12 protein-coding genes are annotated in these 14,365 nt (G+C 56.7%); 3 read left to right on the top strand and 9 right to left on the bottom strand.

The features are described from left to right. Positions 1–64: 64 nt before the first annotated feature. Together GT495_RS10065 and GT495_RS10060 are read right to left on the bottom strand one after the other, a co-directional pair. Positions 65–1,447 carry a zinc ribbon domain-containing protein gene (locus tag GT495_RS10065; protein ID WP_161162533.1) on the bottom strand — a complete coding sequence of 461 codons (1,383 nt, stop codon included), beginning with the start codon at positions 1,445–1,447 and terminating at the stop codon, positions 65–67. Between the two features lie 149 nt (positions 1,448–1,596). After that, on the bottom strand, positions 1,597–2,214 hold the full coding sequence (locus tag GT495_RS10060) for a zinc ribbon domain-containing protein (protein WP_161162532.1): 618 nt from the start codon (positions 2,212–2,214) through the stop codon (positions 1,597–1,599). A gap of 139 nt (positions 2,215–2,353) precedes the next feature. On the opposite strand from GT495_RS10060, the gene GT495_RS10055 reads away from it, so the two are divergent. Further along, positions 2,354–3,712 (top strand): hypothetical protein, encoded by a 1,359-nt coding sequence (locus tag GT495_RS10055; protein WP_161162531.1) that lies wholly within the window; start codon positions 2,354–2,356, stop codon positions 3,710–3,712. A 95-nt stretch (positions 3,713–3,807) separates the two neighbouring features. Further along, positions 3,808–5,190, top strand: coding sequence for an ATP-binding protein (locus GT495_RS10050; protein WP_161162530.1), 1,383 nt, complete (start codon positions 3,808–3,810; stop codon positions 5,188–5,190). Between the two features lie 41 nt (positions 5,191–5,231). Here GT495_RS10050 and GT495_RS10045 read toward each other — a convergent pair whose 3' ends face one another. From GT495_RS10045 to GT495_RS10025, 6 genes are all read right to left on the bottom strand, one after another. Beyond that, the gene (locus tag GT495_RS10045; protein ID WP_161162529.1) at positions 5,232–6,851 is read right to left on the bottom strand and encodes a zinc ribbon domain-containing protein; all 1,620 of its coding nucleotides are present in this window, start codon (positions 6,849–6,851) and stop codon (positions 5,232–5,234) included. 1 nt (position 6,852) lies between these two features. Continuing rightward, positions 6,853–8,070, bottom strand: a complete 1,218-nt coding sequence (locus tag GT495_RS10040; RefSeq protein WP_161162528.1) for a zinc-ribbon domain-containing protein — start codon at positions 8,068–8,070, stop codon at positions 6,853–6,855. A 151-nt stretch (positions 8,071–8,221) separates the two neighbouring features. Next, a complete protein-coding gene (locus GT495_RS11030; protein WP_255451803.1) occupies positions 8,222–8,356 on the bottom strand; it encodes a hypothetical protein in 135 nt (44 codons plus the stop codon). A gap of 174 nt (positions 8,357–8,530) precedes the next feature. Further along, on the bottom strand, positions 8,531–9,229 hold the full coding sequence (gene purN, locus GT495_RS10035; RefSeq protein WP_161162527.1) for a phosphoribosylglycinamide formyltransferase: 699 nt from the start codon (positions 9,227–9,229) through the stop codon (positions 8,531–8,533). Continuing rightward, entirely contained in the window at positions 9,219–10,322 is a 1,104-nt protein-coding gene (purM, locus tag GT495_RS10030) for a phosphoribosylformylglycinamidine cyclo-ligase (protein ID WP_161162526.1), read from the bottom strand. The genes purN and purM overlap by 11 nt, the downstream gene beginning before the upstream one ends. Positions 10,323–10,479: 157 nt before the next feature. Continuing rightward, positions 10,480–12,150, bottom strand: a complete 1,671-nt coding sequence (locus GT495_RS10025; RefSeq protein WP_161162525.1) for an amidophosphoribosyltransferase — start codon at positions 12,148–12,150, stop codon at positions 10,480–10,482. Between the two features lie 285 nt (positions 12,151–12,435). Between GT495_RS10025 and GT495_RS10020 the strand changes: the two genes are divergently transcribed. Continuing rightward, entirely contained in the window at positions 12,436–13,665 is a 1,230-nt protein-coding gene (locus tag GT495_RS10020) for a putative ABC transporter permease (protein WP_161162524.1), read from the top strand. 90 nt (positions 13,666–13,755) lie between these two features. Here GT495_RS10020 and GT495_RS10015 read toward each other — a convergent pair whose 3' ends face one another. Beyond that, positions 13,756–14,172: a molybdenum cofactor biosynthesis protein MoaE gene (locus GT495_RS10015; protein WP_240129037.1), complete on the bottom strand. Its 417-nt coding sequence runs from the start codon at positions 14,170–14,172 to the stop codon at positions 13,756–13,758. Positions 14,173–14,365 lie beyond the last annotated feature (193 nt).

Below are 14,365 nucleotides of genomic sequence, written 5' to 3'. Positions count from 1 at the left end.
CTAATGGCTTGGCGTCAGCATGCCGCGATTCTGTCGCACGGAGAGCATTTCCCAGTTGACAAAACTATAGGAACACCTCCCAATAGCTTGGCCTATCAGCGACCTTGTACGTAATAGAGGCGTCATCTGGCACAATCAACTCGCGCTTGGCGTTTGCAATGAACGCATCCATGTCGGCGATCACGCCATCGTCGCCCGCAGCGGCCTCCCCATCGTCGCCGCTATCGGATGCCGCTTCAGATGGTGCTTGAGATGCGCCAGTTCGATCGTCTGCAGTGCCAGAGCCGTCCTTCAAAGAGCTCTCCGAAGGCTCCGCTCCTTTGAATGCCTTCCACATATCGCTGCTTGCAGACGGCTTTTCAATGTCGGCCTCCGGATGCTCCCCGGCAATCTCGTCAAGAATTTTACACGCTTCTTCACGCCCCTGGACCATCGTCTCCTGTGGTTTGCCACCATCCTCGACAGTCCTCACCAAGTAGGCGCCATTCTGTCTATCGAATTCCTTATTTTGAATTTGCACCGCGTCTACGACCTCAGGACCCTTTGCAGTAAGCGAAATATAGAAATCCGCCTGGTTACAATCCTGTCTACAAGTAAATTTAACGATGCCGTCCTTGCAGACAGTAATGACTTGGCTCTCACCCTGAGCAATAAAACCGTCATACCGATTCGTCATATTGCTGGAGCCTTCTACCATCTCTGACGAAGGCATAACCGAAACGGCCTTTCCATCAACAAAGCAGTAGGCACCTACAATCGCCGAAATATCGTTCTGCGCATCGACAGACCCAATAAGCAGCTCGTCAATTCCGTCACCGTTCAAATCATCGAAAGCATAGTAGTAGTTTAAAAAGCCGGGAGCATTCTGGCTGTCATAAACGAATATCTGCCCCAGCCCAGAATCATCGTCGCGCCCCAGAGCCCAGTCGTCGTAGTTGGCAGTACCAGCTCCCTTCTGCTCGCAATAGCTCACAAAGTCCTCGTAACGCGCAACCACGCCCTCGTAGGCCTCGTGCGCTTTCTTGTTAGCTGCCGCGACCTTCTTTTTAGACGACTTATTCTCGACTGCAGCCGGCTGTTCCTGCTGCTGCAGCTGAGGCAGCACAAAGGCCTCGTAAGCTTTGACCAGTGCGTAGGCGACACCAGCGGTAAAGATGATTGCTGCAAGAATGGTGACAAACGTAGGCACGGCAAAACGGCCGATCTGCCGACGCTGCATCATAAAGGCCGCAAAGGACATATGCTCAGAGGGCGCCGGAGAAGCGCTCTCTGCGCGAGATGCAGCAGGATCGCTCGTCGCTTTTCTATCAGCAGGCGCCTTTGGTGTACCTGAAGGAAGCGGCTGCTGAGCATTCGCCGGCGCATCATCCACATCCAACGGTTTTCCGCATGCGGAACAGTATCGCGCCCCGTCTTTGATCTTTGCCCCGCAGCTTGCGCAGTACATATATCCCCCCTAGAACTTCAGCATATCGAAATGATAGCCCACAGCCTGCAAACAGAAAAGGCCCAGGACAATTTGCTCGACTGTAAACCTTTTCTTTCACCTTTCAAATTCGCCTGACCCCACGCGGAAGGCATGCGACGGGCTACTTGCTAGGCGCGAGCCATGTGCAGCTTGATTACCTTGAAGATGATGTTGGCAACCGAGACGATAGGCCAAAGTGCCACCATCGTCATCGGGGCTAATTCGGGAACAACCGGAACCGCTCCGTGAATCACGCTGCCCAACCAGTAAAAAAGCATCAGAACAACGACAGGAAGGCCCACGAGAACCACAAGTTCGATTAACATAATCGTGATACCGATAATGCCGCCACCATAGACAAAGGGAAGCCTTACACCGCTGCGGTACAGCGAGATAATCACCTTCCAGGGACCAATCAGAAGCAGCGCCAGCAGAATCATATAGTCGAGCCCCAGCGAGCCCCCTCCCAGCACGTAATTGAAAAAGAGCACATAGAGCAACGAAATCACCGACGCTCGCGTAAGGGACCCGATGGACTCGCGAAGTGAATCTTGCAGGCAAGCAGCGGCCTCTGCATCCTCCGCCGCTTGAAACTGAGCCTCGACAGACTGGCTCTCAATCGGCCGGGCCTCAACGTAAATCGCATCTCCCGCCGTGCTGGCCGCAGCCGCGACCGTAGGCGTTCCGCACACGCCGCAGAACTTGGCGCCGTCGTTAATCTCTGCTCCACACTGTTTGCAATGCATGATCGGGTCCTTTCTCGTTACCCCTTTTCTTGACGATCACAAGATACGATTTGTCGTTTATCCGATATAGAGATTTTGACCGGGTAATTTTCCTAAACGTGCTACGCTATTAAACCTGCAGCTAGAGACAGGGGTAACAATGTTTGAGTTCTCCCAAACACGCACCGTTGAAGGTTCGATTCCGTTTAAGAAAGTCAACCTCATAGAGAACGAACCCAATAGGTCCGTTGGCGAGGCCCAGCTTGTCTTTGAACTCTACATGCCCACCGAGCTGGCCGGCAGCAAAAGCAACGAAGGGCCCGCACACAGCGAGCGCCATGCCGATCTGATCAGGCTGGCATCATGCATCGAACCCACCGCCGTTAAAGAGCAGCCCTTCCGCGCAAGCCTCTTTAACGTACTTGACTACGCCGAACAGACCGGGCCGCTTTTTGGCAAGCACGCAATAGAATCCGTACGCGATTGGGCCAATGCCGCGATGGCAGCACTTATTGCCATGCGCATCCAGGAATACCTCAACGGGAGCTGCACCATCGCAAAGGTCTCCGCATTGGAAAGAATCGAGAAATCAGTGGTAACCTGCGCGGCAAACGGGTCATCCTTCAAGATCTACACCACTATCCTGAGGGCGGGCGGAGATTATACCAACTCATTCAAAAGCCTGCCCATCGTGCGCAAAATCGAATCCGATGCGGGATATTTCTACGCCTTTATGTTTATGATCGACGAGGAAGAATCCCTCGTTGCACTCAACGTGCTCTCTTTTGAACACGAGCTCACCGCCAATGACTTCAGTGTTTTGCAGGCGATGTTCTACATGGACGAAGACTCCAGCTTGGAGATTTCAGCACGACTCAAGGTCAACAATAGCGAGGAGAGCTTCTATGTAATCGACCCTCAAGCAGATATCCAGGAGCGCCGCGAAGAACTTGACGACGATGACCGCGATGCGCTCACCGCTTTGGTGCAGGCGCTCGTGATCTCGCATCTCTCGGGCGCGCACGTGGATGTGTTCCAGGGCAACGAGTCCACAGGGTTCCTTTCCTTTGACAGCTATCTCTCGTGGCTCTGGTTTGATTTTTCGCGCAAGCTGAGCACCGTCAAAATTGGCTATTGCGAGCAGTGTGGACGCGCCTACTCACTTGCCGGACATCGAGGCGTCAAACGGCACTACTGCAGCGATCGATGCAAGACCGATGCCAAAAACGAGCGCACGCGCAAGGAGACGGCAAAGATACGCGAGTTGTTTGGAACGGGCACCAGCGTACGCGACATCGCCAACGAGATAGAACGTCCCGCGGCCTACGTACGCTCGCAGCTCAATAAATGGACCAAGCTCAAGCACGATCTGGATGAAGACATTGAGTCAAACGGCTTTGACAGCTCCGAGCTACTCAAACGTTGCACCATTGAGAAGCTCGACCTCAACAACCTCCTCAACGCCAAGCGCAAAAAGCAGATTCAGGACTTCGCCAAGCTCAAGCGACTCGTTAAGTAGAAGCCCTGTCATTTCTTCTCCGTCCGACTGGAAAATTGCTCACATACGTGTTAGTACTATATATGTTAGTAACACGCATATGAGCGAGGCATGCCATGTTTGTCGGACGCCAGAGTGAGCTTGAGTCCCTAGAAACCGCTTATCAAAAGGGTTCCTTCCAGTTTGCCGTAGTCTACGGAAGGCGCCGCGTGGGCAAAACAAGCCTGCTTCGCGCTTTTACGCAGGATAAGCCCAGTGTGATCTTCTTTACCGGGCAGCAAACCGTTGCAAGCGAAAACCTTGCGCTGCTCAGCCGCGAGATGCTTGGTAATAGTGCCGCAGGAGCAGCATTCCCTTCCATCCAGGTTGCACTCGAGTCCGTCTTTGAACGCGCCAAAGCGGAGCAAGTCATTCTGGTCATTGACGAGTATCCTTACCTCGCCGAGAGCGACCCGGGCGTGTCGTCGTGTCTGCAAACGCTTATCGACCGACACAAAGACAAGAGCAACCTGTTCTTGGTGCTCTGCGGATCGTCCATGAGTTTTATGGAACACCAGGTGCTTGGACACCAAAGTCCTCTCTATGGGCGCCGCACCATGCAGTTGCGCATCGACCCCTTTGTCGTTTTCGATGTAGCGCAAATGCTTCCCGATGCACCCATCGAGAGAATTATCGAGCTGTATTCCGTTGTCGGCGGCATGCCGCTCTATTTATCGCAGCTTGATAGCACGCGCTCCACGCAATGGAACCTTGAGCACGCTCTGTTGCGCCAAGATGCGTTTCTGTACGCCGAGCCCCAGAACTATCTGTTGCAGGAAGTCCGAAGCCCGGCTATCTACAATGGCGTCATAGCCGCCATCGCTAACGGCTGTGTACGTCCCAAGGAAATCGCCGATGTCACCCGACTCGCAACGCCACAAGTCGCGCGATTACTCGACGCATTGATTGATCTGCGAATCGTTGAACGCGTCACGCCCGTTGCCAAAGCAACAAAACGTCAGGTGGTCTATCGAATCTGCGATAACCTGTTCAGGTTTTGGTATCGATTTGTTCCGCAGTACACGGGAACAATTGAAGAGGGGCTCGGAGCCGCTGTTGCCGCGCGTATCGTCAAGCGCGATTTGTCTACCTTCGTGGGCCCCACATTTGAAGAGGTATGCCGCCAGTGGTTGATACGACAGGTCGTTGAGGGCGAGCTGGATGTACTGCCCAAGGCAATCGGCTCTTGGTGGGGCACTAACCCGGCAACGCGTCACCAAGAAGAGATTGACATTGTATTAGAGGATGCCGATGGCGAGTTCGTCGTTGGCGAGTGCAAATGGAGAAACGAGCCCGTAGATACCGACGTTCTTGAAACGCTCGAGCGGCGCAGTGCGCTGCTGGGCCGGCCGATCAAACAGTATTACTTGTTTAGCAAGGGTGGATTTAGCGAAGCGTGTCAAAATAGAGCGGCTCAAGCAAGCAGCGCGAGGCTTGTTGGACTCGAGCAACTACTATAAGAAAGGGGCTTGGAAACAGTTTTCCAAGCCCCTTTCAGTTTTTATTCGATTCCCACCTTTTTGAGCGTATCTTTGGTGACTTCCGCAACTTGATTGGGATCGACGTGGGATTCCCCCGAAATAGTGCCGTAACCTGAGGTTGAAAAATCAAGGAAATAATATGTCCGGTAATTGTGCCCATAGCCAAATTGCTGATATAGGGCATTATAGTCCGTCTCGGAAATTTCCTTGCCCTCCGACGCACAATAGTATTCGTAGCCATTGCCCTCGCTCGGCGCAACTCCCCAGGACTCGTAGTTGCTTACAAGCGAAAAAGCATCGCTTTTCTTGCCATATACCGAAGTATTGTCCCCGGCCAAAACCTGCCTTCCAGCAAGCAATGCCGTAATAGCATTGCTCATCTCATATGTTCTTTGGCTTACGAGGATGCTGTCGTCATCCGCTTTAATCAGCGGAAGAAACATCGTTCCTCCGTTGCTGTTATCAAGCCAATTTTGACTGTAAAGCCTCTTGATGCCACCATCAGCTGACGACCAAACCTCTACGGTGTAGGACTTCTGAAGTCCCTCCATATCTCCATTCCAGGCACTCTTTAGTTCGTCATCGCTCATACCGTTCACAACGGTCAAGAGCTCAGGCTGGCCATCCTGATCAAAATCAACGAGGTCGACAAGACAAAGCCCTCGCATCGCATAGACAGAATCAGTCACCTCAGCAATTTGCGGCTCTCCATAGCACGCGAGGTATTCCTGGCACTTTTGCTTGTAAGCGGCATGCGTAGCGGTATTGTCCGCAGCGGTGCCTCCATCCTTCTTGTCGCCTTCGCCTGTCTTTGTATCGGCCTCGTTGGCCTTAGGCACCTCGAGGGAAACCTCTTTTACGGCATCAGCGGATTTAGAGTTATCGACGGCTTTGACGGGAATACTCCACTCGACTTTTGACTTGGAGTCCTTAACGGTGAGGGTATATTTTCCCGGTTTAACATCGGGAAACTGGCTTACCGTGAAGCCCTCGTCACCCTTAACCTCAGCGTTGGTGCTGTAGCCGTTGTCGCCGTTCAGGGTCACCGAGTACTTCTTGAGTTTCTCGCCCTTTGCGTCGGTCGGGGTGATCTTGGATTCTTGGACCACCACGATGGCCTTGTCCTGGCCGTAATGGGCAACGTCGCCGCCGGACTTGCTAAAGAACAGCAGGTAGCTAAAGATGGCAATGACTGCCAGGCCAACGACGACACCAACGATATAGAGCGCCTTGGGCTCCTTTTTCTGTGCGGATGCATTCGCCGCAGGAGCAGGGGCTGGCGCCGCGACGGGCTTGGCGACCGGATTGCTCAGTTTTGGTCGGTCGGCACGCACGGCTGGAATCGAAGGCGTTGCACCGGACGACACGTCGTCTTTAGGCTGGTCGTCTTCTTCGTCCGCTACGGGCTCGCTCTCCACGGGCGACTTTTCCTCCCCCGCCTCGGCACCGGCGAAAGGCTCCTTCTCCGTTTCGTCGCTAGCGAAAATCTCTTCCGCAGCCTCATTGATAACGGAAGGTTCTTCTGCCACTTCGTTGCTGACAGAGTTCAGCACCGCCTTTGCATCTTCGAGTGCATAGCCGCACTCGGTGCAGTATCGCAAATCGCCATCAAGCTCAAATCCACAGTTGGGACAGAACATGTTAGTCCTCCTTATCGACTTTCACCGTTGTACCGTCCTTGACCTCATCGGGGGTTACTTCGGACCCCACTTGAGACCCATCATCCCAAGACGCAACCAAAATCTCGCAATTGCCGTCCGCAAAAGAACCGAGCTCATAGTCTTCGGTGCGATACACCAGTCCCTTGGATGTCACATACAAGCATGTTGAGCCCTTGATTGAATAGTCTGAAGAATTGCTCCGCATGAGCATAGAATTGTAATCAGACGGATACTCTCTGCCCATTTCCGTAAGATACGGCCAAACTGCCGAACTCATAGAACTGGCAAGATCCTCGGTATCAATGCCAAACATGTCCTGAGGGCTGACAGTATCACCCGTATGCAAATCAAAAATAACACCAGTCACATACGTGTCGCCATGCGGACCCCATCCCGTCGAATAGCGCTCGTCACGGATACAAAAATAGTTCTCATCCATGTACGTAACCGTCACGTTTCTCGATATGCAGGGAAATTCGCCGTCGGGGTACAGCTCAGCATCTGATTGCTCATTATCTGATGCTCGATTCGTTCGCTCCGCATCAATTTGAAGGGGCTCGAGAATCGCCTTGTTAATTTTGTCTGCGACGTCGTCTTTGGCGGAGCTCTTAAGTTGCGGATAGGACCATTCCATGTCAGTCCGCTCGCCCTGATTGAGCATAGGGTCGACCGGAGCAGACACCGTCAATGACTTTGCCTCCAACGTATAGACAACTTTTTCGGCCGCCCTCTCGTCCTTCTTGGGTCTTTCGGTCGCTTGCTCCTGTTGCACGGATTGCTGCTGGAGATTGGGCTCGATGACGTTCTTGTAGAGCATGAAAGCAGCGTAAGCGATGCCTGCCGCGGCGATAAATGCGGCGATCATGATAGCAAACTGCGGCACCAGGCGGTTACCGACCTGACAGCGTTGCATAAAGAGGTTGTACATCTGGGAGTGACCGCTACCCGCGGTCTTCGAGACCGGCTCGGGACTCGGTTCTGCCGTGGACTCGACATTCGCGGATCCTATCGCAGAGTCCGTTTCGGTATTTGCAGACTCCAACATGACTTCAGCGGACGAGGACTCTCGCGCCAGCGGCTCGGCGCCGGACCCTTCCTTGGCCGCAGTTTTACCCGAGAGTCCTTCCAAGGGCAGCCCGCATTCGGTACAGTACCGCGCATCGTCACTGATCTTGCTACCGCATTTGGGGCAAAACATGGGCTTTCTTCTCCGATTCCCTTTAGTCTCACTGAGTCGTAAGTTACTCACGTGCTGTACGCTACGTAGTTTAACCATTTCTTAAGCAAGCCAATGGACCGCTTGAACAGACGCATACCGACGCATACCCACTCAAGTGACCCTATACCGGCTAGTTATCCTGGCTCATGGCATGAGTGTCAGTGTAAGAATTTTCGCTGAACAGGTCCGCCCCCTCGAAGTCCGAGCCGATGCTCAACTTGAAGCCATTTTTTGCCGAGATGGAGAAATCGCCGCTGATATCCATATCATGCTCGCGGCCAACCGCCCTCATTTTCCGAAGTCCCACCCGTCACGTTATCAGGAGCCCGAAGTCAAAGAGATAGTAAAAGCCGATTGGGGCACATGTGATTCCATATGCCCCAATCGGCTTTATAGTCGTTTACGCCTCAGAGAAACCTAGGTGACCCGTTTACACGCGCTAGCGCGCCGGGTCAACTGCCACCTTGCCGCTCTCCAGCACGTGGACGCGCCCGTCGGCGAGCATCTGCACGACCTCGGGGTACAGCACGTGCTCGATCGCGTGGATGTGCTCCTCGAGCGTGCCGACGTCCCAGCCCTCCTCAACAGCAAGCGCACGCTGGGCGATGATGGGGCCGTTGTCGTAAATCTCGTTTGCAAAGTGCACGGTCACGCCGGTCACCTTGACGCCGCGGGCAAACGCATCGTCGATCGCGTGGGCACCGGTAAAGCTCGGCAGCAGTGCCGGGTGCAGGTTGACCACGCGGTTGGGGAACGCCGCCAGCAGCGGCGTGTGCACCATGCGCATGTAACCGGCCATCACCACGTACTCGCAGCCGCGCTCGAGCAGCTCATGCGCGATGATCTCGTCGGCGGCGATGGGGTCGGCATAGACATCCTTGGACAGCGTAAGCGTCTGGATACCCGCACGCTCGGCGCGCTGCAAGCCCTTGGCCGAAGGACGGCTCGACACCACAAGCTCAATCGAGGCGTTGAGCTCGCCGGCGGCGATCAGGTCGATCAGCGCCTGCAGGTTGGTACCCGAACCGCTGATAAGTACGCCAATCTTGAGCGGCTCAGCCGTATCGGTGCCGGTCGGACGGGTGTAGGGCACAAAACCCAGACCCTCACTAGCAGCCATCTGCTCGTTAGCGCTCATCGGAGTACACGACCTTACCGGAACCCTCGACGCACTCGCCCACGCGGAACGGCTTCTCGCCCAGCGCAACCAGGGCCTCGGTAACCGCGGCCTCGTCCTCTGGGGCGACGATCAGGCACAGGCCAACGCCCATGTTGAAGGTCTTGCATGCCTCGTTGGGCGCGAGCTCGGCCTGGCGCGACACGTAGGTGATGACAGACGGAACGTCCCAGCCCATCTCGGCGCCGTTGCGGGTGACCACGGCGTCGACGTCGTCGGCAAGCGCGCGGTTGAGGTTCTCGGTGATGCCGCCGCCGGTGATATGGGCAATGGCGTGAACGTTGGCGCCGCCGCGGAGCAGCTCCAGAATCGGCTTGACATAGATGCGCGTGGGAGCCAGCAGGGCATCGGCCAGCGATGCGCCGCCGAGCTCCTCGAGCGGACGGCTTAGTTCCTCGGCCTTAGCGGCGGCCTCGGGCGTGCCCGGCTTGATTCCGTCGACACCGATGACCTTGCGCACGAGCGAGTAGCCGTTGGAGTGCACGCCGGTGGAAGGCAGGCCCAAAATCACGTCGCCAGGGCGGACGTTCGCGGGGTCGAGCATCTTGGGACGATCGACAACACCCACGGTAAAGCCGGCAAGGTCGTAGTCGGCGGGAGCCATAACGCCGGGGTGCTCGGCCATCTCGCCGCCCACGAGCGCGCAGCCCGCGAGCTTGCAGCCGTCGGCCACGCCCTTGATGATCTTTGCCATGTGCTCGGCCTCAATGTGACCGATGGCGACGTAGTCCAGGAAGAACAGCGGCTCGGCGCCCGAAGCCAAAATGTCATTGACGCACATGGCGACCAGGTCCTGGCCCACCGTCTCGTGACGGTCCATGATCTGGGCGAGCACGAGCTTGGTACCCACGCCGTCGGTGCCGCTAATCAAGATCGGGTCTTCCATATCCTTAAGCGCGGCGGCCGAGAACAGGCCGCCAAAGCCGCCGATGCCGCCGATAACCTCGGGGCGGTTGGTGTCCTTGACCATCTGCTTAATAGCGTCGACGGCGCGGCCGCCCTCGGCGGTATCGACGCCGGCGTCCTCGTACGTCACATGCTTGCTGTCGCTCATCTGAGCCTTCCTCTCCCACTACCGTGGCGCCGCGCGGGCGCCAAACGGTGCTCATAGTTGCATTCATTTCGGCGCGCGTCATAACAACACGCGCCGTCATATCAACAAAACAGCAGATAAAACCTGCCAAAATAAACCTGTCCCTAAATGGCAGGTTTTAGGCCTCACTGTGCTCCTCTTCCCAGCTGCGATCGACATATTTCTCGACCACGGCGTCGTCGTCAAAGTGCAGCGGCTTGTCCAGGTTGCGGGGCTTAAAGCCCTCCATGAACTTGTCGCGGCCAAAGCTCTCGGGAATCGCCACGGGATAGCGTCCGGTAAAGCACGCATCGCAGTAACCGCCCTTGGGCATGACCTTAAGCAGGCCCTCGACCGAAAGGAAGGCAAGCGAATCGGCGCCGATATACTCGCAAATCTCATCGACCGTCTTGTTGGCGCTGATAAGCTGCGACTGCACGTCGGTATCGATGCCATAGAAGCACGGCCAGATGACCTCGGGCGAGTTGATGCGGATATGAATCTCCTTGGCGCCGGCGTTGCGCAGCATCTTGACGAGCTGCACCATGGTGGTGCCGCGGACGATGGAGTCGTCGATGACGACCAGGCGCTTGCCCTCGATGTTGTCGCGCAGCGGGTTGAGTTTCATACGTACGCCCATGGCGCGCAGCTCCTGCGTGGGTTCGATAAACGTACGGCCCACATAGCGATTCTTGATGAGGCCCTCGCCAAAGGGAATGCCGCTCTCGTGCGAATAGCCCTCCGCGGGCGGCAGACCGGAGTCGGGCACGCCAATGACCAGGTCGGCCTCGACGGGCTCCTCGTGTGCCAGCTGACGACCCATGTCATAACGGCAGGCGTAGACGCTCTTACCGTTCATGATGGAATCGGGGCGGGCAAAGTAGACCTGCTCAAAAATGCAGTTGGCGGACTCTTCGGCTGCAGGCACGCCCTGCTCGGATACCAGGCCCTCGGCGCTGATGCGCAAAATCTCGCCGGGACGAACATCACGCACGTACTCGGCGCCCACAATATCGAGCGCGCAGGTCTCGGAGGCAACGACCCAGCCGCCGGCGCGCGTGACATGGACGGCGGAATCGACCGTCGAGGCACCGTCTTGCGAGGGCAGCTGCGAAACAGAAGCGGTGTCGGCCTGATCCAGACCCTCGTCCACGAGCTTGCCCAGCACCAGCGGGCGAATGCCATGCGGGTCGCGGAAAGCGTAGAGCGCCTGCTCGTTGATGAGCGTCATGGCGTAGCCGCCGCGCACGAGCTCCATGGTCTTGCGAATACCCTCACGCAGGTGGCCCGTACGCTGGGTAAAGTAGCCGATAAGCTTGGTCGCGACCTCGGAATCCGAATTGGAGAGGAACGGCACGCCCAGCTCGATCAGCTGACGGCGCAGCTCGTCGGTATTAACCAGAGTGCCGTTGTGAGCAAGCGCGATGATGACGCTATTGATGGTAGAAAGATGCGGCTGCGAGGCTTCCCAGCTCTTGGCGCCGGCGGTGCCATAGCGCACGTGGCCCACGGCCAGCTGGCCGGAGAGCGTCGACAGGTCGGCGTTGGAGAACACGCGATCGAGCAGTCCCAGGTCTTTACGAACCATAACCGTGCCGCCATCGCCCACGGCGATTCCCGCCGATTCTTGGCCGCGATGCTGCAGCGCGCGCAGACCAAAGTACGTCAGTCGAGCCACATCGCGATCGGGTGCCCACACACCAAAAACACCGCATTCCTCATGCAGCTGGTCGGAGTCCGGATCATACGTCGACATGGTCGCCACCTGTCCCGTGGCACGCTCGGCCGCGCGGATGGTTTCTTGAGACATGGCATCCCCTCAGAGCCTCGTTATTTGGCGTTACCCGCCCTATTATACGCACGACAAGTCAGGCACTCCCGCGCATGAGCAGCGCTTTTTAAAAGCCCACCGAGCTTATAATCAGTTTTGCGGCCAAACATTTTATCGGTCTGTCTAGTGCAAGCGCCCACGCCCCCAGATGGCCGCCGCGTCCACCGTTGGGGATTACAAAGTTGCAATTGGGACGTTCGTCCTGTCTTTTGGCAGGTCGGCGGCGTATCCTTATAACCTGAAAGAAAGCGAGAAAGGTTCTGTATGAATCGAAACGAACTCGACCCCAGCGTCCCCAGCGCCACGGAGGTCAAGAAGATCCCGCTCATCATTAAGGTGTACGCCGTCTTGTGCATCCTGTCCGGCGTGGGCACGCTCCCGTCGGTCGCCGCCTTTATGTGGCAGGTCATCACCGCGCTCATTAACGGCAACGCCGCCGAAAAGCTCGGCGACAATATGCTGCTCGCGGTTGGACTCATCGTCGCCGGCATCATGCTCTCTGCGGCAAGTGCCGTCATCCTGATCATCTTTGGCCTGGACCTTATCAAGAACCAGCGCCGCAACGCCGCGCGCCTGTCCTATATCCTTATCGCATTTACCGTCATCGAGCTTTTGGTCGACGTGATGCTCCAGGGTATCGGGCTCTTCTTGCTTCGTCCCGCCATCCAGCTCGGCATCCTCATCGCGCTTTCGGCTACCGTCGATCCCACGCTTCGCCAGGAGTGCGAACTGCAGCGCCGTCTGCAGGAGATGCTCGACCGCGACGACGCCGCCGAGGGCATGCTCGGCCGCGATGAAACCGGCGAGGGCTACATCAAGCTCAACTACTTCAACCTGTTCTGGGTATTCCTCGTCTGCTGCGTGCTCGGCCTGATCGCCGAGGACATCTGGCATATGACGGTCGACGACCCAGGCGTCTACCAGGACCGCGCCGGTATGCTGTTTGGTCCCTTCAGCCCCATCTATGGCTTTGGCGCCGTACTCATGACCATGGTGCTCAACCGCTTCTATAAAAAGAACCCCATCATCATTTTCCTGGTAAGCGCTGTGCTCGGCGCGAGCTTTGAGGTGTTCGTGGGCTGGTTTATGCAGACCTCATTTGGCGTGGTCTCGTGGAGCTACTCGCACATGAAGCTGTTCGGCATGCCCGACCCACTCGCCGTCCTTACGGGCGGACGCACCTGCACGGGCTTTGCCTGCCTGTGGGGCCTAGGTGGCCTTATCTGGATCAAGCTGCTGCTGCCGAGGCTGCTCAAGCTCATCAACATGATTCCGTGGAAGAGCCGCTACTCGGCTACCGTCATCTTTACCGTCATTATGCTGGTCGACGGCGTCATGACGCTGCAGTCGCTCGACTACTGGTACCAGCGCGTCAACGGCACGGAGCCGGATATTCCCGTCGCGCAGTTCTACGGCAAGTATTTCGATAACGACTACATGGAGAACCGCTTCCAGAGCATGACCATGAGCCCCAAGGATGCGACGCGCGTGTAGCGCCCACCGCGCCCAAAACGCAAAATGCCCGCCGGTATCACACGTACCAGCGGGTATTTTTATAAACGAGCCTTCTATCGACGCAAGCCCCTACGCCTCGCGCTCGACCTCGCTCACGCACTCATTTTTGATGGTACCGACGAGCGCCTGCAGCGCATCGACCACATGCGGGCGAATGTCCCCACCAACAAGCACGAGCATGATGTCGTCGCCAACGGCAAGCTCTCCACTCGCCAGCCACACGCGCACATAGCCGATACCCGGCATCGCGCGCGTGGCCTCGATAGCGGCCTGCACCCTTTCGGCATCGAAGCCAAACACCATGCCGCCCACCCTGTGTCCAGGCGCCACGCCACCGGTCTCGATGCCGCGTGCCTCGGATTTTGGCGTTGCGCGCACCACGCCGTTGTGTGTCAGGTACATGCCGCAGCCAGCCGCCGAAGCATCGGCCTTGGCCTCGCGCAGCCAGGCATCAATCGAAGGCATCGTTTTGCCGTTCTCGAGCATCATTTCTCCCTTACCGTCGTCGAATAGCTAATTTGGGCCGGGATTATTAGCTACTCTCGAACAACTTATTCTTCGACCGGTGTGAGCACCATGACGGCACGCGTGTTGCTCAGCGACAGACACTATGACCCAATCCGAGGGCACTAAAAAGACAGGAGCCCCCGCTCGTGACCGCGGGTCGGGGCTGCGACAA

Source organism: Collinsella sp. BIOML-A6 (assembly GCF_009875845.1).
GTDB classification, from domain to species: Bacteria; Actinomycetota; Coriobacteriia; order Coriobacteriales; family Coriobacteriaceae; genus Collinsella; species Collinsella aerofaciens_H.
This window is presented reverse-complemented; position numbering and strand designations above follow the sequence as displayed.

Bases quoted from the DNA above. Each gene is read 5' to 3' on its own strand.
- GT495_RS10065 (WP_161162533.1), bottom strand. From the start codon at position 1,447: ATGTACTGCGCAAGCTGCGGGGCAAAGATCAAAGACGGGGCGCGATAC.
- GT495_RS10060 (WP_161162532.1), bottom strand. From the start codon at position 2,214: ATGCATTGCAAACAGTGTGGAGCAGAGATTAACGACGGCGCCAAGTTC.
- GT495_RS10055 (WP_161162531.1), top strand. From the start codon at position 2,354: ATGTTTGAGTTCTCCCAAACACGCACCGTTGAAGGTTCGATTCCGTTT.
- GT495_RS10050 (WP_161162530.1), top strand. From the start codon at position 3,808: ATGTTTGTCGGACGCCAGAGTGAGCTTGAGTCCCTAGAAACCGCTTAT.
- GT495_RS10045 (WP_161162529.1), bottom strand. From the start codon at position 6,851: ATGTTCTGTCCCAACTGTGGATTTGAGCTTGATGGCGATTTGCGATAC.
- GT495_RS10040 (WP_161162528.1), bottom strand. From the start codon at position 8,070: ATGTTTTGCCCCAAATGCGGTAGCAAGATCAGTGACGATGCGCGGTAC.
- GT495_RS11030 (WP_255451803.1), bottom strand. From the start codon at position 8,356: ATGGATATCAGCGGCGATTTCTCCATCTCGGCAAAAAATGGCTTCAAG.
- purN (WP_161162527.1), bottom strand. From the start codon at position 9,229: ATGAGCGCTAACGAGCAGATGGCTGCTAGTGAGGGTCTGGGTTTTGTG.
- purM (WP_161162526.1), bottom strand. From the start codon at position 10,322: ATGAGCGACAGCAAGCATGTGACGTACGAGGACGCCGGCGTCGATACC.
- GT495_RS10025 (WP_161162525.1), bottom strand. From the start codon at position 12,150: ATGTCTCAAGAAACCATCCGCGCGGCCGAGCGTGCCACGGGACAGGTG.
- GT495_RS10020 (WP_161162524.1), top strand. From the start codon at position 12,436: ATGAATCGAAACGAACTCGACCCCAGCGTCCCCAGCGCCACGGAGGTC.
- GT495_RS10015 (WP_240129037.1), bottom strand. From the start codon at position 14,172: ATGCTCGAGAACGGCAAAACGATGCCTTCGATTGATGCCTGGCTGCGC.